At 60.6% G+C, this 18,450-nt stretch carries 20 protein-coding genes; 19 read left to right on the top strand and 1 reads right to left on the bottom strand.

The genetic code is table 11. From position 1 onward, the window contains the following. The first annotated feature begins 229 nt into the window (after nt 1–229). The 15 genes from BN5935_RS04430 (at nt 230) to BN5935_RS04360 (ending at nt 14,189) form a co-directional block, all read left to right on the top strand. Complete coding sequence (locus BN5935_RS04430; RefSeq protein WP_064975044.1) at nt 230–1,453, top strand: glycoside hydrolase family 27 protein; 1,224 nt, start codon at nt 230–232, stop codon at nt 1,451–1,453. A 151-nt stretch (nt 1,454–1,604) separates the two neighbouring features. Continuing rightward, on the top strand, nt 1,605–2,159 hold the full coding sequence (locus BN5935_RS04425; RefSeq protein ID WP_235821008.1) for an MqnA/MqnD/SBP family protein: 555 nt from the start codon (nt 1,605–1,607) through the stop codon (nt 2,157–2,159). Between the two features lie 69 nt (nt 2,160–2,228). Continuing rightward, the gene (locus BN5935_RS04420; protein WP_064975042.1) at nt 2,229–3,212 is read left to right on the top strand and encodes a magnesium transporter CorA family protein; all 984 of its coding nucleotides are present in this window, start codon (nt 2,229–2,231) and stop codon (nt 3,210–3,212) included. 311 nt (nt 3,213–3,523) lie between these two features. Then, nucleotides 3,524–4,990 (top strand): lipopolysaccharide biosynthesis protein, encoded by a 1,467-nt coding sequence (locus tag BN5935_RS04415; RefSeq protein ID WP_064975041.1) that lies wholly within the window; start codon nt 3,524–3,526, stop codon nt 4,988–4,990. Between the two features lie 14 nt (nt 4,991–5,004). Next, the gene (locus BN5935_RS04410; protein ID WP_064975040.1) at nt 5,005–5,712 is read left to right on the top strand and encodes a peptidylprolyl isomerase; all 708 of its coding nucleotides are present in this window, start codon (nt 5,005–5,007) and stop codon (nt 5,710–5,712) included. A gap of 6 nt (nt 5,713–5,718) precedes the next feature. Beyond that, nucleotides 5,719–5,901 (top strand): hypothetical protein, encoded by a 183-nt coding sequence (locus BN5935_RS04405; RefSeq protein WP_064975039.1) that lies wholly within the window; start codon nt 5,719–5,721, stop codon nt 5,899–5,901. Between the two features lies 1 nt (nt 5,902). Continuing rightward, the gene (locus BN5935_RS04400; protein ID WP_064975038.1) at nt 5,903–7,048 is read left to right on the top strand and encodes a DNA polymerase III subunit; all 1,146 of its coding nucleotides are present in this window, start codon (nt 5,903–5,905) and stop codon (nt 7,046–7,048) included. Nucleotides 7,049–7,051: 3 nt separating this feature from the next. Then, on the top strand, nt 7,052–7,555 hold the full coding sequence (folK, locus tag BN5935_RS04395) for a 2-amino-4-hydroxy-6-hydroxymethyldihydropteridine diphosphokinase (protein WP_064975037.1): 504 nt from the start codon (nt 7,052–7,054) through the stop codon (nt 7,553–7,555). Further along, the gene (locus tag BN5935_RS04390) at nt 7,552–8,520 is read left to right on the top strand and encodes a hypothetical protein (RefSeq protein ID WP_064975036.1); all 969 of its coding nucleotides are present in this window, start codon (nt 7,552–7,554) and stop codon (nt 8,518–8,520) included. Before folK ends, BN5935_RS04390 begins: the two co-directional genes overlap by 4 nt. Then, nucleotides 8,517–10,556, top strand: a complete 2,040-nt coding sequence (locus BN5935_RS04385; protein ID WP_064975035.1) for an Ig-like domain-containing domain — start codon at nt 8,517–8,519, stop codon at nt 10,554–10,556. Before BN5935_RS04390 ends, BN5935_RS04385 begins: the two co-directional genes overlap by 4 nt. Nucleotide 10,557: 1 nt before the next feature. Further along, nucleotides 10,558–11,367 carry an outer membrane beta-barrel protein gene (locus tag BN5935_RS04380; RefSeq protein WP_064975034.1) on the top strand — a complete coding sequence of 270 codons (810 nt, stop codon included), beginning with the start codon at nt 10,558–10,560 and terminating at the stop codon, nt 11,365–11,367. A gap of 12 nt (nt 11,368–11,379) precedes the next feature. Next, nucleotides 11,380–11,721 (top strand): 30S ribosome-binding factor RbfA, encoded by a 342-nt coding sequence (rbfA, locus tag BN5935_RS04375; RefSeq protein WP_010261662.1) that lies wholly within the window; start codon nt 11,380–11,382, stop codon nt 11,719–11,721. 120 nt (nt 11,722–11,841) lie between these two features. Beyond that, nucleotides 11,842–13,047: an FtsX-like permease family protein gene (locus BN5935_RS04370; RefSeq protein WP_064975033.1), complete on the top strand. Its 1,206-nt coding sequence runs from the start codon at nt 11,842–11,844 to the stop codon at nt 13,045–13,047. A gap of 1 nt (nt 13,048) precedes the next feature. Next, nucleotides 13,049–13,876 carry a DUF4296 domain-containing protein gene (locus BN5935_RS04365; protein ID WP_064975032.1) on the top strand — a complete coding sequence of 276 codons (828 nt, stop codon included), beginning with the start codon at nt 13,049–13,051 and terminating at the stop codon, nt 13,874–13,876. A 1-nt stretch (nt 13,877) separates the two neighbouring features. Then, entirely contained in the window at nt 13,878–14,189 is a 312-nt protein-coding gene (locus BN5935_RS04360; protein WP_235821007.1) for a cytosine deaminase, read from the top strand. A gap of 8 nt (nt 14,190–14,197) precedes the next feature. Here the strand turns inward: BN5935_RS04360 and xerD are convergent, their stop codons facing one another. Then, the gene (gene xerD, locus BN5935_RS04355; RefSeq protein WP_064975030.1) at nt 14,198–15,094 is read right to left on the bottom strand and encodes a site-specific tyrosine recombinase XerD; all 897 of its coding nucleotides are present in this window, start codon (nt 15,092–15,094) and stop codon (nt 14,198–14,200) included. Nucleotides 15,095–15,164: 70 nt separating this feature from the next. Here xerD and prmA point away from each other — a divergent pair, with 70 nt between their 5' ends. The 4 genes from prmA to BN5935_RS04335 all read left to right on the top strand — a co-directional run bounded on the left by prmA (nt 15,165) and on the right by BN5935_RS04335 (nt 18,440). Then, complete coding sequence (prmA, locus tag BN5935_RS04350) at nt 15,165–15,995, top strand: 50S ribosomal protein L11 methyltransferase (RefSeq protein ID WP_064975029.1); 831 nt, start codon at nt 15,165–15,167, stop codon at nt 15,993–15,995. Nucleotides 15,996–16,128: 133 nt separating this feature from the next. Continuing rightward, nucleotides 16,129–16,854: a DNA repair protein RecO gene (gene recO / locus BN5935_RS04345; protein ID WP_064975028.1), complete on the top strand. Its 726-nt coding sequence runs from the start codon at nt 16,129–16,131 to the stop codon at nt 16,852–16,854. A 34-nt stretch (nt 16,855–16,888) separates the two neighbouring features. Further along, the gene (locus BN5935_RS04340; protein ID WP_235821006.1) at nt 16,889–17,263 is read left to right on the top strand and encodes a hypothetical protein; all 375 of its coding nucleotides are present in this window, start codon (nt 16,889–16,891) and stop codon (nt 17,261–17,263) included. A gap of 121 nt (nt 17,264–17,384) precedes the next feature. Continuing rightward, complete coding sequence (locus BN5935_RS04335; protein WP_064975026.1) at nt 17,385–18,440, top strand: porin; 1,056 nt, start codon at nt 17,385–17,387, stop codon at nt 18,438–18,440. The last annotated feature ends 10 nt before the right edge of the window (nt 18,441–18,450 follow it).

Raw genomic sequence — 18,450 nt, 5'->3', positions numbered from 1 at the left:
CAGAGCAGTTCCTCATTGTTGATAATTCCGGTGCCGTCGACGGCTCGCTGTGAATTGCAGGACAAATATACGACAGCCGGTACCCCCTTGTCAATACCCCTGCGCACTTTTTCTAAATTTTGTGGAAAAACGGGCCGGATTTCCCGGAAAAACGGCTATATTTGTAAGGAATTTTATCTGAAAACCAGCCTAAACTAAATTTGTTTATTAACCTAAACCGAAAATAACGATGAAACGTATCTTCCTGCTTTGTGCCGCCCTTTGCTGTGCGGCGGTTTCCCACGCCCAAAAGTGGGAGGGTCTTGCCGATACTCCGCCGATGGGCTGGAGTTCGTGGAACAAATTCGCCTGCAACGTCGATGAAAAGATGATCCGGGAGATCGCCGACGCGCTGGTCTCTTCGGGCCTTGCCGATGCCGGGTACGTTTATCTCAATATCGATGACTGCTGGCACGCCGCCGAGCGCGATGCCGACGGATTTCCGCAGTGCGATCCCGAGCGTTTCCCGAGCGGCATGAAGGCGCTTGCCGATTACATGCATGCCAAAGGGCTGAAACTGGGCATCTACTCCGATGCCGGGTGCAAGACCTGCGCCCTGCGTTTCGGCAGCCTCGGCCACGAGTATCAGGATGCGCTCCAATATGCCCGCTGGGGGATCGACTACCTGAAATACGACTGGTGCAACAGCGAGAACATCAACCCGGTCGGGGCCTATACGCTCATGCGTGACGCACTCCGCGCCGCGGGCCGCCCGATCCTCTTCTCGATCTGCGAATGGGGTTCCAACAAGCCTTGGGAGTGGGCGCAGGAGGTCGGCCACCTGTGGCGGACGACCGGCGACATCGGCCTCGCCTTTTCCGATCCGGCCGATTTCAAGGTCGACTGGCGGCCCCGTACCGTTCTCGAGAACCTCGACTCCAACGCCGGCCTGCGCCGTTTTGCCGGACCGGGCCACTGGAACGACCCCGACATGCTCGAGGTGGGCAACGGCATGCCGGTCAATCAGGACCGTGCGCATTTCACGATGTGGTGCATGATGTCCGCACCGCTCATTCTGGGCAACGATGTCCGCACGATGTCGGACGAGACGGCTGCCATCCTGCTCGACCGGGAGGTGATCGCCATCGATCAGGATTCGCTGGGCGTGCAGGGCCTTCGCTATGAGACCGACAACGGTCTGGAGGTGTGGTTCAAGCCGCTCGCCGGCGGTGACTGGGCTTTCTGCCTGCTCAACCGGACGCTCGAGCCGCGCCGCTACATGATCGACTGGCAGCGCTTCTGCTTCACCGATGTCGAGGTTTCGCAGCGTTCGACCGATTTCGACAAGATCGTCTACGAGGGGCGCGACCTCTGGTTCGGCGGCAAGCCGTTCCGCACGAACCGTGTCCGCGAGGTGGTCGTTCCGGCCGAGGACGTGGTGCTCTACCGACTGACTCCCGTTAAAAAGAAATAACCTTTTCCATCCCCGCCTTACCCGCCCCCGGAAACCCCTGCGTTCCCGGGGCGGAATCGTTCGGGGAAAGAAATCTTTTGGATTATTCCCGTTTTTCCGGAATAAGTGCTATCTTTGTTCCGCAAACCAACAGTTTTACACCTTATGGATGATGGTCATAGTTCCATGTATAGCCGTCGTGTCGTGCCTCAGCACGACCCCATTCATCTATGGTATCCAGCGCGAAGGTAATCTCCGCGCCGAATTGCTGTTGTCCGATCCCGAAGACGTAATCCGCACTTTTTCCGAACGCCGTGCCGACATCGCCCTGATGCCTGCCGCCGCCGTGCCCTCGCTGAAGGATGCGCGCATCGTCACCGAGTACTGCGTCGGCGGCGTCCCTGCCGCCAAGGCGGCGCTGCTTGCGGACGACGACCCGCTGGTCGGGGCGTGGAAACCCTTCGGGAAACTCCCCTTCGCGTTTGCCGTCTGGGTGGCGCACGGCGATGTGGAGCCCGAGACGGTCGAGGCCCTGCAGCATGCGCTGACCTTCGGCCTCGAACACAGTTACGAGGCTATTCTCGAATCGGCCTTCGCCGCCGACCCCGGGCAGGCCTACGAGGGGCTCTCGCATTTCGACTACATCTTCGACAATCAGAAAGACAAAGCGCTTAAACAGTTCTGGGACTCGGGCCTCAAGGTAGCACCGCGGGCCAATCCCGGCTGAAGAGCTTAGCGGACCGGATATCCGCCTCTCTGCATGTAAACGGATTCACGAACTTTAAGAGAGCGTCTTATGATTACAATTTACCTCAAGCAATACAACAAGATCATCCGTAATGCCGACACCAAGCTCTTCGATGAGCTGGGCTACGACGACATCCTGTGGATCGACATGTTGCTGCCCACGATCAAGGAGCAGAAAGCCGTCGAGAACTTCATGGAGATCAGCCTCCAGACCAAACAGCAGGTCGAGGAGATCGAGTCGACGTCGAAATACTCCGAGAACGAGAACTCCATCATCTCCAACTCGAACTTTTTCGTTCCCACGGGCGATTCGTTCCTCGTCGAGCCGGTGTCGTTCATCATCTCGAACGAGGGTGTGCTGGTCTCGGTGCGCAACGCCGAGTTCCGGACCTTCCGCGAGACGGAGAAGCGGCTCCAGATGAACTACCGCAGCTATTCGACGGGTTATCACCTCTTCATTTCGCTGCTGGAGGTGCGCATCGACTTCGATGCCGACCTCGTGGAGCTGATCGCCAAGCAGGTCGCGGCGCTGTCGAAGGACATCAACTCCGAGGATTCGATCGACAAGGAGGTGCTGCACCGCATCAGCGCTCTGCAGGAGTCTACGATGTCGCTGCGCGAGAACATCTTCGACCGCCAGCGCGTGCTGTCGGGCATCCTGCGTTCCGAACGCTTCCCCAACGATATCTACCCGCGCCTGCAACTGATGATCAAGGACGTCAACTCGCTGATCAACCACGCCGATTTCAGTTTCCAGCGACTGGACTATATTCAGGATGCGGCGCTGGGTCTTATCAACATCGAGCAGAACGAGATCGTCAAGATCTTCTCCGTGGCTGCCGTGATCTTCATGCCCGCGACGCTCATCGCCTCGATCTACGGCATGAACTTCAAATTCATGCCCGAGTTGGACTGGACGCTGACGCTCGGCAACGGCTGGAACATCCCCGTGGGCTACATCTTCGCCATCGGGATGATGATCTTCTGTTCGGCGCTGACTATCTGGTACTTCAAGTATAAGAAGTGGCTCTGATGTTTTCGATTTTATAGGGCATCTTTGCACTTGCTCTTGCGGGGCGCGAATGGGACGTATTTCGATACTACCCATCCGTGCCCCGCTTCGTTTAAGCGCAAACCTGCTCCTCTTAAATCAAAAACTTGGGTTGGGAGCGCAGAACCGGGTGGTTGGCGAGTCGGCCGGTTTTCGCCTCTAAATCGGGCTTCTTAAGCCCGTGCTTTTGGTACTTTTGGCATCAAAAGTACAGCCCTCTTTTTTCCCTTCTTTCTTTGAAAGAAGACTTTTCCCGGTAAATTTCGTATATTTGCAAGCTATAAACTCCCGTCATGCTCGAAAAACTGGCCAAACAAACTGCCGTCTACGGTATCAGCACCATCGTGGTGAGGTTCCTGAGCTACCTGCTCACGCCTTACTACACGCGGGTTTTCGGTCAGGAGACCTATGGCATCGTCACCGACATCTACGCCCTTATTCCGCTGGCCCTCACGCTGCTGACAATGGGCATGGAGTCGAGTTACTTCCGGTTCTCGGCCAAGGCTGAAGAGGCGGGCGGAGACGTAAAGGCCGCCAAACGCAGGCTTTTCGCCACCACATGGGGCGTCACGTCGCTTGCCGCCGCGGTATTCTTTCTTGCGGCGGCCTTTTTCCGCAGCGGCATCGCCCACGCCATGGGTGAGGCGTATGTCTCGCATCCGGAGTATGTCGTCTGGGTCGGTCTGGTCATCCTCTTCGACGTTTGGGCCTGCATCCCCTTCTCGCGCCTGCGCGAACAGGGCCGGGCCATGACTTTCGTGGGGCTGAAGGCTTTCAATGTGGTCCTGAATGTGGTTCTGGCCTTCGGGTTCGGTGTCGCAGGGCTTTTCGCCACGGAGTTCGGCGTGGGCTGGGTCTTCGTTGCCAACCTCGCTGCCAGTGCCGCGACGTGGCTGCTGATCCTGACCACCGTCGACCGCACGGTCCCGAAGATCAACTGGGCGCTGCTCGCCGCCGTTTTCGCCTATTCGCTGCCGCTGCTGGTGGGCGGACTGGCTGGCACGGCCAACGAGTTCATCGACCGCCAACTGATCAAATACCTCGTTCCCGAGGGGGCTATGGCGCAGTTGGGCGTCTACGGAGCCATCACCAAGATCGCCGTGGTGATGATGCTTTTCTACCAGATGTACCGCCTCGCCGCCGAACCGTTCTTCCTCTCGAACTTCAAGAAATCGGATTTCGTGCAGATGAACGCCGCGGCGCTGAAATACTACGTCATGGCCTCGATGATGATCTTCCTCGGCATCGCACTCTTCCGCGACGTGTTCGCGCTGATCGTGGGTCGGGATTTCCGCGAGGGCATCTTCATCCTGCCGGTGGTGCTGGGAGCGAATGTCCTCACGGGCGTGTGGCTCAACCTCTCGTTCTGGTACAAGCGGGAGGAGCGAACCTCGCTGGCCATCGTGGTCACGGGTTCGGGACTCGTCGCGATGTTCGCCTGCGGCGTGTGGCTCATCCCGCTGTGGGGCTATTACGGGGCCGCTTGGGCGCGTCTGGCGAGCGAATCGGTGATGGTCGCCGTCAGTTGGTGGCTCAACCGCCGCTACTACCCGACGCCCTACGACTGGCGCCGCATCGGCGAGTATGTCGCCGCGGCGCTCGTCATTTTCGCCGCTTGTGAGGCCGTATCGTCCTGTACGGGCAATATGTTCGTAAGCTATGCGTTTAATATAGTGCTCTTTGCGTTGTATGCCGTCTACCTCGTCCGCCGTGAGCGGATCGATGTGGGGGCGATGCTGCGCGCATTCCTGCACAGATAAAACCAAAACGGAGTATGCAGAAAAAAACGTTGTTTCCCCGGATCGCGGCGGCCGCAGTGGCCGCAATGCTCATCGCCGCCTGCGGCCAGCCCCGCCAGCAGGAGGGGACCGAGGTCCTGCTGCATACCACGGCGGGCGACATCCGCATCGAACTCGATGACCGGACGCCCCTCCACCGCGACAATTTCCTGAAACTGACGCGCGAAGGGTTCTTCGACTCGCTGCTTTTCCACCGGGTGATCGCCGGTTTCATGGTTCAGGCGGGCGACCCCGCTTCGCGCCGCGCCCCGGCAGGTGAAATGCTGGGCAACAGCGACTCGGGTTACGAAATTCCCGCCGAGATCACCTATCCGGCGCTGGCGCATACCCGCGGTGCGCTGGCTGCGGCCCGGACTCCCGATTCGGTGAATCCCGAGCGGAAGTCCTCCGGCAGCCAGTTCTTCATCGTCTGGGGACAGCCGTTCGACAACGAGGCGCTCGACCGGATCGAGGTGCGCATCGCCGCTTCGACGGGACGGGAGATCCCGATTCCCGACTCCCTGCGGGGGATTTACAATACCCTCGGGGGCACGCCGCACCTCGACGGGCAGTATACCGTCTTCGGCCGTGTGACCGAAGGGCTGGAGGTTGTGGAGGCGATTCAGGGCGTGGAGACCGATCCGGCCGACCGGCCTTTGGAGGACGTGCGAATCATCCGCGCCGAAGTGGTGGACGAAAAGTAGACGGAGATGAAAAAGACGACCGGAAAACTTGTGGTGATGGGTGTGAGTTTCGCGCTCTTCCTCGGCGGGGCCGCCGCCCTCCAGATGGAGCGGGGGACAACGCGGACCGTCATCCTCGCACTGGTCTTCGCAGGACTGTTAACCATTGCCGGCCTGCAAACGGCCCGGCACCTGAAAAAGAAAAAGTAAAATGCGTTTTGCGGATATCATAGGACAGGACGATTTGAAACGGCACCTGACGCAGTCGGTCGACGCCGGCCGCGTGAGCCATGCTCAGCTCTTCACGGGGCTGGCCGGTTCCGGGGCCCTCGCGCTGGCCGTGGCTTATGTGCAGTACCTCTGCTGCCGCCACCGCCGCGACGGCGACTCGTGCGGCGAATGCCCCGACTGCAAGCAGATCGAGACGCTGGCGCACCCCGACCTGCACTTGGTCTTCCCCGTGAACAAACAGGGCAAGAAGTCGGGCGAGGTGATGCGCAGCGACGAGTTCCTGCCCCTGTTCCGCACGCTGTTCGCCGAACGGGGCGGCTATGTCTCGCCGCAGGACTGGTACGACCGGCTCGATCTGGGCAAGACGCTCAAGGGCATGATCGCGGCCCGCGAGGCCGACGAGATCATCCGCAAACTCTCGTTCAAGAGTTTCGAGGCCGACTATAAGACGATGCTCATCTGGCTTCCGGAGACGATGAACGAGGAGGCCGCGAACAAGATACTCAAGATATTGGAGGAACCGTGGGACCGGACGCTCTTCATTCTGGTCTCCGAGCAGCCCGACCGGTTGCTGCCGACGATCATCTCGCGGACGCAGGAGGTCGCCGTGCCGCGCATCGCTCCCGACGTGCTCGAACGGGTCGCGGCCGCAAAGGGTGTTTCCGATCCCCTGCAGGCCCGCAACATGGCGCGGCTGGCGGGCGGCAACCTGCTGGAACTGAACCATCTGGTCGCTGGCGAAAGCGATGCGCTGCGGAAGGAGAACTTCGACCTTTTCTGCGGCCTGATGCGCCTGAGCTACAACGACAAGCACCTCGAACTGGTCTCTTGGGCCGAGGATGCGGCGCAGCTTTCGCGCGAACAGCAGCGGGCGTTTCTGCGCGATGCTGCTCGGCTTCTGCGCGAGAGCTACATGCTCCACGCGGGCATCCGCGAAGTCAGCTACCTCTGGGGCGAGGAGCTGGCCTTCTGTTCGAAATTCGCCCCTTTCGTCGGCTCGCAGAATATCGAGCCGCTGATCGCCGAGATCGAGAGCGCCTCCGCACAGATCGTGCAGAACGGCAATCCGACGATCGTTTTCACCCATTTTGCCCTCTCGGTGAGCAAGATGATAAAACATTTGTGAGTTATGGCGCGTGTGGCACTTCTTTTAGGCGGAAATCAGGGCGATGTGAAGCGTACCCTGCAAACGGCACAGCAGTTGATAAACTCCCGTGTGGGGGCTGTTCTGCGTTGTTCGCACCGCTACGAGAGCGAGCCGTGGGGATTCCCGGCCGCGGAGCGTTTTTCGAATCAGGCGCTGGAGGTCTCGACCGATCTCTCGCCGCTCGAAGTGCTCGACGCCTGCCAGCAGATCGAGCGTGAACTGGGCCGCAACCGGGCTGCCGAGGCGGTCGAGAAGGCTTCGTCGGGTGCCGCCTATTCGTCGCGTCCGATCGACATCGACATCCTCTTCTACGGCGACGAGGTGATCGACGACGAACGCCTCACGGTTCCCCATCCGCTGCTTGCCGAACGGGAGTTCGCGCTGCAGCCGCTCGCGGAGATCATGCGCCGGCATCCCCATCCCGTGACGGGTGTCACTGTCGGGGAGATGCTCGATGCCCTGCGCAACCCATTAATACGGAGATGAACGTGAAACGAACGATACTCTTCCTGACTGCCGCGGCGCTCCTGACGGGGTGCTTCAAGGACGTGTCGACCAAGACGAACTATGTGATCAAGCCCTTGGTGCAGGACTTGTCGGGCGACCCGTATCTGGCGCTCGAGGGGGTGAAAGCCTATGCTTTCAATGCCGACACGACTTTCTATACCGTCGCTTCCTATGCGGATGCGCTGGAGGGTATCGCCAGTCTGAAGGACAACCCCTCGGAACAGCTCCAGCCCTTCGCTACGGCCGAGCCCTACGAACGCGAGGGGGCTGCCGGATGGGTCCAGATGCCGATGTCGAACTCGACGCAGATGGTTCTGGCCGTCGATACGGAGCATAAGATTTACGCCTATACCCAGCAGGAATTGGCCGAAAACCTCCCGGTCCTGTATGTGGCGCTGCCTTTCAAACCGTGGAAGGAGGGCTTTTCCTACAAGGACGGCAACTGGAGCTATTACAACGAATTCTATACGCCTCCCACTTACCTCGACTGCTTCATCGAGCCCGCGGTCCAGACCGAGGATGGCGGCGCTTCGGGCGAGATTTCGAGCCTGAAGGCCTACGCTTTCGCAGCCGATACCACGGCGTGGTATATCGCCTCGTACGACGATGCCGTGGCGGGCAAGATCACGTCGAAGGACGACGATTCGTTCACGCGCTCCAACCCCAACTTCACGGCTTACAAGGAGGACAACTCGACCCTCTACAAGATGCAGGTTTCGACCCCGACGCTGATGGTCGTCGTCGTGGACCGCGTCAACCGCCTCTACGCCTATACGAAAAAGGAGGTCGACCTCGAGGGCGCCTCGCCGACCTTCCCCGTTCTGTTCCGTCCGTGGATTCAGCAGTGGATTGATGATGAGGAGCCCAACGGCTGGATTGTCGTCAACCCGGAGCTCGACCCCGACAAGGATTCGAATACGCAAACACAAGCACGCCGCCGATGAACACGCCGCGACATACCCTTTACCTGCTGCGCCTTGTGGTGGCGCTGCTCTTCGTGTCGGCCTTCCTGAGCCGCTGCGCGAGCATGATGACCCCTACCGGCGGTCCCCGCGACTCGCTTCCGCCCGTCATCGTGAACATGACGCCCGACAACAATTCGACCAACCGGCCCCTCGTCGGGCATGAGAAGATCTATATCGAGTTCGACGAGTTCGTCCAGCTCAAGGACCAGCAGAAGGAGTTCTTCACCTCGCCGGCGATGAAGAAGAAACCCACGGTCTCCCTGCGCGGCCGCGGCGTTGTGATCCAGCTGCGCGACACGCTGGCCCCGAACACGACCTATTCGCTCAATTTCGGCAGCGCCATCCGCGATAACAACGAGGGCAACCCCCTCTATTCGATGCGTTACGTCTTTTCGACGGGCCCCGAGATCGACTCGATGCTCCTCACGGGCTATACGGCCGACAGTTACAAGGCCGACTCCGTGTCGAAGACCTTCATCTGGTTCTTCCCGGCCGATTCGGTCGAGAACGTCGCCGAATACGACTCCACGGTGTTTAAGTACAAGCCTGCGTCGATCGCCCGCGCCGAGAACAACGGTATCTTCATCGCCCAGAACCTCAAGCCGATCCCCTACCGGGTCTATGCCGTTCAGGACAAGAACGACAACCAGATGTACGAGCCCGGCAACGATCAGGTGGGCTTCCTCGAGAAGACCTACAACCCGGCCGAGATGCCCGATTTCGCCATGTGGTACGACTCGATCCGGCAGTATGTGACTGCCGAGCCGCAACTTTATTTCCGGATGTTCACCGACAAGGCGTTCCGCCGGCAGATGCTTTCGGAGTCCGAGCGGCCCCAGCAGCACAAGGCGATGCTCTATTTCGCCTCGGCGCATCCGAAGATCACCAGCCTGCGCTTCGACAGCATTCCCGCCGACCGGGTCATCTTCGACCCCCAGACCGTGGGCCGCGATACGATCGCCCTGTGGTTCAATGTTCCCTCGGCTGACCTCCCCGATACGATCAAGGGTGAGATCACCTATTTCAAGCACGATACGGTCAACCGCTTGCAGGAGGTCACCGAGCCGCTGAAACTCGCTTGGCGGCTGATCGAGACCAAGGAGCAGGAGCGCGAACGCGAAAAGCTCGAACGCGACCGCCGCAAGGCCGAAGCCGCCGGCGAGGAGTGGATCGAACCCAAAAAGCCGAATCCCTTTGCCTTCAAACTCCCCACCTCGGGGGATATCAACCCCGAAAACCACCTCACCGTCGAATTCGATTACCCGCTGGTGAAGATCGATTCGTCGCGCCTGCTGCTGACGCGCCTACTCGAAGACAATTCGGTCGAGGACGTCCCCGTGCGCATGGTGCGCGATACGGGACAACTGCGCAAATGGTACATCCGGGCCCCGTGGAAGACGGCCGGACAATATACGCTGACCATCCCCGAGGGGACGATTACCGACGTCGCGGGCCTGTCGAACGACTCGATCGTCGGCAAATATACGGTCCTCGACCCCGAGAAGTTCGCCACGGTGAAGATCCGCGTCAACGGACGCGACGACGGCACGAAATACATCGTCCAGTTGCTCGACGGCAACAACGCCCTCAAGCAGGAGCGGCGCGACGTGGTGACGGGCGACATCCAGTTCAACTATGTCCCGGCCGGAGAGATCAAGTTCCGCGTCATCGAGGACAAGAACGGCAACGGCAAGTGGGACACGGGTAATCTGGTCGAACGGCGCCAGCCCGAGCGGGCCGAAATCTATGCCAACGACGAGGGCGAGGACACCTTCGCCACCAAGACCAACTGGGAGATCGAGTTCACGATGGACATGAACCGCATCTTCGCTCCGGTCACGATGCAGTCGCTCTCGCGCCTGCTGGACGAGCGCGAAGCCCAGCGGCTGCGCCGCGAGGAGGAGAAACGGCTCAAGGAGGGTCCGAAGAAGAACCAGCAGGACCGCGAACGCCAGCAACAGCAGCAGAACAGCAATTTCAACTCTGCGGGCGGCATGTTCAATAATTTCAGGTAGGATGACGATGAAACGACATATCAGGAACGTGCTCTTCGCCTTTGCCGTCCTCACGGCGTGGCAGGGGGCCTCGGCGCAGCATACGCTCGGCTTCACAGTGGGTTACGGCATGGGCAACGGCCGCTTCCAGCCCCAGCAGGAGATGCGGGCGATGTGGGGCATGTACAGCGGCGGCCTTTCGTGGCGCTATTACGGCATGCAGCGCTTCGTGGGCGGTTTCGGCGTCGACTTGGAGTTTTTGCAGCAGGGCTTCTCGTTCGCGCCCAACGCCTCGCTGGTCGAGGAGAAGAAGGACTACCTCTACTACTCGCGGCATATCAATTCGGTGGTGCTGCCCATCGTCTGGCAGCCCCACGTCTATATGTTCCGCAACCATGTGCGCGTCTACCTCGAGGCCGCGGCGACTTTCTCGTACAACTTTTCGTCCACCTACGAGAACGAGCAGGCCCGGGCCAACGGCTCTTCCGACTGGAAGGGAACCTATGATTTCAAACTCCCGCGCGACAACCGCTGGGGCTACGGACTGGCCGGTGGCGGCGGTATCGCGTTCCTGATCCGCCGCTTCGAACTGAATTTCCGCGTGCGTTACTATTTCGGCTATTCGGACATCGTCCGCAACCGCAACAAGTACGCCGACAACACCGGCGACGGGTCGGAAAATCCCTTCTGGGCCACGCCGCTGCGCTCGCCGCTCGACAACCTCACGATCTCCGTGGGGCTCAACTACCGTTTCAACAAACAGGGCTTCGAAACATGGAAACCAAGACCCAAGAAGGAGAAGAACCGCGAGGTCTTCAAATATGGGTTGTAAAAACAGCAGATTATGGAAACCACCCGTCAGCAGAAAATCGCCAAACAGATCCAGAAGGACGCCGCCGACATCTTCCAGAAGGAGGGGGCGCAGATCGTCCGCGGCGCGCTCGTCACGGTTACGGCCGTGCGTGTCTCGCCCGATTTCAGCTACGCCAAGATTTACGTCAGCATCTTCCCCTTCGAGCAGAGCGACGAAGTGATGCAGCGCCTCGAACACCAGAACTGGTTTATCCGCCGTGCCTTGGGGCAGCGGCTGCGCAACCAGTTGAAGAACGTTCCCGAAATCCAGTTCTTCCTCGACGATTCGCTGGAATATATCGAGAACATAGACAGGGCGTTGAAAGAAGATTGATGGCTATGCGCTTCTGCCGGTCGTTCGCGCCGCCTGCGGCGTCGTTTACAAACCTGACCCACCTCCAAACCCCCGCCTCGGCGGGGGCTTCGGAGTCCCGTACCTAACCGTTTGCCCGTTATGCTGCCGCAGCTTTTCGCCCGCCGCTACCTCTTTTCGTCCCAATCCCGGTCGGTTGTCAACCTGATCGCGGGACTGAGCGTCGCGGCCGTGGCGATGCCCGTTGCGGCGATGATTATCCTGCTGTCGGTCTTCAACGGTTTCGAGTCGCTCGTAAAGTCGATGTATTCGGCTTTCGATGCCGACCTGACCGTCACCCCGCGGCAGGGGCAGACCTTCGGGCAGGAGGAGATCGACTCCGCGGCCCTCCGGCGCATTCCGGGTGTCGGGGCGCTGTCGTTCACCCTCGAACAGAGCGCCCTGCTCGAACACGGAGGGCGTCAGGCCACCGCTACGGTGCGGGGCGTCGACGACGCCTATGCCGAGGTGTTCGCCCTGGGCGACGCCGTGTCGGCCGGGGAGTGGCGGGTGCGGTTGGGCGACCTGGAACGGTTGGTCGTCGGACAGTCGATGGCGTGGATGCTGGGCATCCGGTCGCTGGCCGATGCCGACGTGACGCTCTACGCCGTGCGCCGGGGCTCGTTCTCGACGCTGCTGCCGCTGGAAAACTATACGCGCCGCACGGAACCCGTGGGCGGGGTCTATTCGCTCGACCTCGACACCGAGCGCACCTATGTACTCTCCTCGCTGCGGCTGGCGCAGGAGCTTTTCGGATACCCGGGCCGCGCCTCGTCGCTGGTCTTGCGCCTCGATCCGGGGGCCGATGCCGCCGGGGTCCGCCGGGCGGTCGCCGAGGTCGTGGGTGATGACTTCCGGGTCCGCACGCGCGATGAACTCCGCGCCTCGTTCTACCGCATCATGACCTACGAGAAGTGGGGCATCTTCTTCATTGCCCTGCTGGTGCTCGTCATCGCCTCGTTCTCGGTGGTGGGTGCGCTGGCCATGCTGATCGTCGAGAAACGCGGCGACATCGTGACGCTCCGGGCATTGGGGGCCGATACGGGACTGGTGCGGGCCGTGTTCCGCTCCGAGGGATTTCTGATATGCGGTCTGGGGGCTCTGTTCGGCGTCGTTATCGGCGTCGGCGCGAGCCTCGTGCAGCAGCATTTCGGGCTGATCGAAATTCCCGCCGAGACATTTCTCACGAAGAGTTACCCCGTCGAGTTCCGTCCGTCCGACCTGCTGGCCGTCCTTGCCGCTTTCGCCGCCGTGGCCGCCCTGCTGTCGGGCATCACGGTGCGCAGCATGATAAAAAACAACGAATGATATGAAACGATTTCTCCGCATAACGGCTTCCGCCGCTTTGGTGGTGCTCTTTGCCGCCTGCGCCCGCCACAAGATCATCCCCGATGACAAGCTGGCGCAGATTTTCCACGATGCGTTTCTCACCAACGCCTATATCAACAACGAGAACGTCCGGACCGACTCCCTGCGTATCTACGAGCCGATCTTCGTCAGCTACGGCTATACGACCGACGACGTACACTACACCATCGGCAACTTCTCGAAGCGCAAGAGCGCCCGCTTGGGCGACATCGTCGAACGGGCCATCGAGATGCTCGAACGGGAGGGCAAGTTCTATAACCGCGAGGTCGCCGTGCTCGACACGATCGACAACGTGGCCCGCCGGACCTTCACCCGCACCGTGCTCGCCGACTCGCTGATCCGCGTGCGGTCGCTCTCCGACACGGCCCGGTTGAGCTTCTCGCTCGACGTCGAGCCGGGCGACTACCAGCTCTCGCTCAAATACCTCGTCGATTCGCTCGACCGCAACGACAAGGGCCTGAAAGGCTCCGTCTGGCTCGAACGCCGGGACAGCACCCGCACGGGAGTCTATACCACGACCCTGCGGCGCAACCGCGAGGAGACTTTCTCGCGCCGGCTGACGGCCGATTCGTCGCATCGGCGGCTGCGCATCGACTTCCTGAATTTCACGGGCAAGCCCCAGCGCCCTTCCGTGACGGTCACCGACCTGAAGGTCGAGTTTACGCCTCCGACGCGCACGGCGGTCGAAAGGCTCTACGAACAGCAACTCGATATCCGCATCTTCGCCGATGAATTCTTCCGCGCAGCCAACCCGGCGGATAGCCTCTAACTTGCTCTGGACCCCCGGGGGCATCGTCCGCAATCCGCTGCTGACGCTGTCGTCCGACGGGCGTGTGCTCACGTCCGATAGCTGTCCCGAACCCGACCGCCTCGCCGCCACGGAGTTCTATTCGGGATTGCTGGTCCCCGGCTTCCCGGCCGACTACCGCACGGCTTTCGAACGCCTGTGCCGGGATTCGGCGACGCCGCTGCCCGAACTGCTCGCGCAGACGGTGACGCCCGGCGGCGTGCTGGTCGTGATCTCGGGGCTCGACTACGAATCGCTGCGACTGACGTCCCGGTCGCAAATCCGCATGTTATAATTTCTTTGTCAGATCGGCAAATGCTCTTCGATTGTGCGCCGCAGGTGCTCGCGGTCGAGATGGGTGTATATCTCGGTCGTCAGGATGCTCTCGTGCCCCAGCATCTCCTGCACTTGGCGGATCGAGGCGCCGCCTTCGAGCAGGTGCGTGGCGAACGAGTGGCGGAAGGTATGGGGACTGATGCGCTTGGTGATCCCGGCCCGCCGGGCGGCCTCTTTGAGGATGGTGAAGATCATCACCCGGGTGAGCTGCCCGCCGCGGTTGTTCAGAAATACGATCTCCTCGCTGGCCCGGGCGCTCCGCCGCTTTTCGAGGTAGAGCTGGATGCGGTCGCGCGCCGCTGCGCTGATCGGCACCAGCCGCTGCTTGTCGCCCTTGCCGATCACGCGGATGTAGCCTTCGCCGAAAAAGAGGTCCTGCATCCTCAGCGACGTGAGCTCCGAGACGCGCAGTCCGCACGAGTAGAGCACTTCGAGCATGGCGCAGTCGCGCAGCCCCTTGGGCGTCGAGGTGTCCACGGCGGCGATGATGCGGTCGATCTCCGGGGTCGTGAGCACGTCGGGGAGCTGGCGTCCGAATTTGGGCGTCAGGACGAACTCCGCGGGCGACGACTCGATCTTGTCCGAGATCATCAGGAAGTTGAAAAAGCTCTTCACGCCGCTCAGCGCCCTCGCCTGCGACGTCTTTTCACGCCCCTTGTCGTAGAGCCACGCCATGTAACGCTCGATCATCGCCTCCTCGACCTTGTGGGGCGCGACGTCCCACTGGCGCAGGATGAAATGGGCGAACTGCCTCAGGTCACGCATGTACGACTCGACGGTGTTTTTCGAGAGCCGCTTTTCCAATTTGATATAAGTGCGGTAGCGGCGTCCGACCTCCTCCCACTTTTTCGTATTTTCTGCCATCTCCGATCCGCTGAATGTCGATAATTTGAGTAACTTTGTTCCGACGAAGGTACGAAAATTTTACATAATTATGGATTACATCGCGCTCAATGTCCCGTGTGCCGACGAAGAACTGGCCGGGATCCTGACTGCCGAACTGGCCGATTATCCGTTCGAGAGCTTCGAGACCGGCGACGGCGTGCTGAAAGCCTATATCCCGCAGGAGCGGCTGGCCGACTGCAAGGAGCAGGTCGACGGCCTGCTGGTGCGCTACGGCGTCGGCGGACGCTATATCTCGATCGAAACGCAGAACTGGAACGCCTTGTGGGAGAGTAATTTCCCGGCTGTCGACGTCGACGGCCGCCTGCGTATCCGCGCGCCGTTCCACGAGGCGGCTCCCGCGGGCGAAATGGAGGTGGTCGTGATGCCCAAGATGTCGTTCGGCACGGGGCACCATGCCACGACATGGCTCATGTCGCGCGCCGTGCTCGATCTCGGGGTTGCGGGCCGCACGGGTCTCGACATGGGCAGCGGCACGGGCGTGCTGGCGATCGTGGCCGCGAAGTGCGGCGCCGCGCATGTCGACGCCGTGGACATCGACGACTGGGCCGATGAAAACTGCCGCGAGAATGTCGCCGCCAACGGCGTTTCCGAACGGATTACCCCGATGCTGGGCGACGTGCGCCGCATCGCGGGCCGGAGCTACGATTTCATTCTGGCCAACATCAACCGCAACATCCTCGTGGCCGACATGCCGGCCTATGCCGCGGCATTGACTCCGGGCGGCGATCTGGTGATGAGCGGATTTCTGGAACAGGATGTCCCGGCGGTCACGGAGGCCGCCGCAAAACTGGGAATGGAGATTGTTGCTGTTAAAACCCGTGATAACTGGGTTGTTGTACATGCTAAAAAACGGGAGTAATTCCGATCGCATGCGATAAGCCCCTCCCGAGGGAGGGGTTTGGGGTGGGGTCAGATTTGTAAACGCGGCGGAACGCCGCGAGAACGGCGGTCCGGTTCGGAAGGCGTTCGATAAAAGAGATTGATTTAGTGATTTGAAAAGCTACAAGGGCCGCGGCATCGTGCTGCACACGCTCAAATACGGCGATTCGTCGATGGTCGCCTATCTGCTGACCGACGTCGGGGGCCGCCGCAGCTACATGGTACAGGGGGTCCGCAGCCGCAGCGGGCGGGGATCGAAGCTGGCGCTGTTCCAGCCGATGTTTCCCGTCGAGTTCGAGGGGCTGGAATCCCCGCGGCAGCAGATGGACCGCTTCAAGGAGGTGCGCGCGGGGTTCGTGCTGCAAAGCCTGCCGTTCGACGTCCGCAAGTCGACGATGGCGCTCTTTATGGCCGAAGTTTTGTACCGCTTGGTCCGGGAGAGCGAGCCCAACGAGCCGCTTTTCGATTTCGTGTGGAGTTCGGCCGAGGCGCTGGATGCGATGGACAACGGGGTTTCGAATTTCCACCTCTGGTTCTTGGCCAACCTGAGCCGCCTGCTGGGCTACCGCCCGGGCAACGATTATACGCCGGGGGCGTGGTTCGACATCCGCGAGGGACTGTATACCCCCGTGCGGCCCGCGCATCCGGGGGTGATGACGCAGGAGTGCGCCGAGCTGCTCGACACGATGCTGCACTGCGACGTGCGGCGGCTGGGCGAAGTGGGGCTGAACCGCGACCGGCGGTCGGACTTTCTCGGAGCAATGCTGGCCTATTTCGGCTATCACCTCGATGCCATCAGCGCCGTGCAGTCGGTGCGCATACTACGGGAAGTGTTTTAGCGTTAATGAATAAAGATAAACAGAGGGAAAAATTATGAGAAAGATGTTGTTTGCGGCCGTTGCGCTCGCCGTTGCGCTGACCGCCTCCGCTCAGGAGCCGAAATTCGATTTCAAACGCGATACGACCCGCACGTCGGGCTTTGCGCTTCCCGATTCATTGGCGCACATGTCGCCTTGGAAACCCGACTATAAGACGATGGTGCCGGTGAAGACCAAACCCACGGTGTCGATGACCTCGGTGGTGGTGATTCAGAAGGAGAACCTGCCTTCGCGCATCACCGTCATCGACAACAACACCCTGCGTCTGGGACAGCATTTCACCCTTTCGAACGGACAGGCGTGGAACTGGAGTCCATTCCCCGACGCCTATCTCGACGCGCGTACGCTTTCGTTTCCCATGCCGCGGTAGCGCCGCACGGGACTATTTTGATTCAGGGGCCGGAGCAATCCGGCCCTTTTTAGGTATTTAGGCGTATTGACCCGCAGCGATGAAATCCCGACATTTGTACCCGAATTCAAGTTAGCTGCTTATGAAACCGATCGTTACGCTGCTCTTTGTCCTGCTTTGCCTCGGGGTTCAGGCCCGGGAACCGGCCGCCGAACCCTCCGTTGCGGAGCTGTCGGCCGAAATCGAGGCCCTGAAAGCCAAAACCTCGACGTGGGACAAGGTTCTCGCCCGCCTGCCCGAGATTTCGGGTTATGTGCAGACGGGCTACGAGTGGTCGGAGACCTCCTCGTCCTTTTTCATCAAACGCGTGCGCCTGAACCTCGCGGGCGCCATCGCTCCGAAACTCGACTACCGGGTGCAGGTCGAGTTCGTCTCGCCGAAGATCGTCGATGCCTACATCCGCTACCGGCCTTTCGATGCGCTGAATTTCCAGCTCGGCGAATTCAAGCTTCCCTTTTCGATCGAGAACACCGAGTATGTACCCCTCAAATACGAATTCATCGAATACCCGCTTCCCCTGCGCCGGCTGATGGGCTTCAACGACGTCTGCGGGCTTTCGGCCACGGGCCGCGACATGGGCGCCATGCTCTGCGGCAGCTTCTTCAAACGCAGGGAGTTCAGCATCCTGAGCTATAATTTCGGCGTCTTCAACGGCGAGGGGCTCAACATAAAGGATAAGAACAAGTCGAAGGATATCGTGGCGCGGCTGACGCTGCGTCCCGTTGCCGGACTGCAAATCGCCGGTTCCTATTACTGGGGCGAATACGGTGCCGACTACCTCAAACGTGTCCGCTACGGTGCGGGCGCCTGCTACGACCGCGGTCCGCTGGTGCTGCGCGCCGAGTGGATTTCCGGCACGACGGGGCTTCCTCAGGGTGGCGGCGAACTGGACAGCGACGGCTGGTATGCCGTGGGCGGCTGGCGCGTGACGCCGAAGCTGATGCCCGTGGTGCGCTACGACACTTTCCGCGAAGATGTCTCCGAAAGCGCCTCCCGCCAGACCAACTATACGGTGGGATTGTTGTGGCAGCCCGTGAAATTCTTCCGCTGCCAGCTTAACTATACCTATGAGGACTATGCGTCGCGCGACGCTTCGAACCGCAATGTCGTGTCGCTGATGCTTTCCGGAATATTCTAATCGAATCGCT

The sequence above is a fragment of the Alistipes provencensis genome (assembly GCF_900083545.1).
Taxonomy (GTDB): domain Bacteria; phylum Bacteroidota; class Bacteroidia; order Bacteroidales; family Rikenellaceae; genus Alistipes; species Alistipes provencensis.
This window is presented reverse-complemented; position numbering and strand designations above follow the sequence as displayed.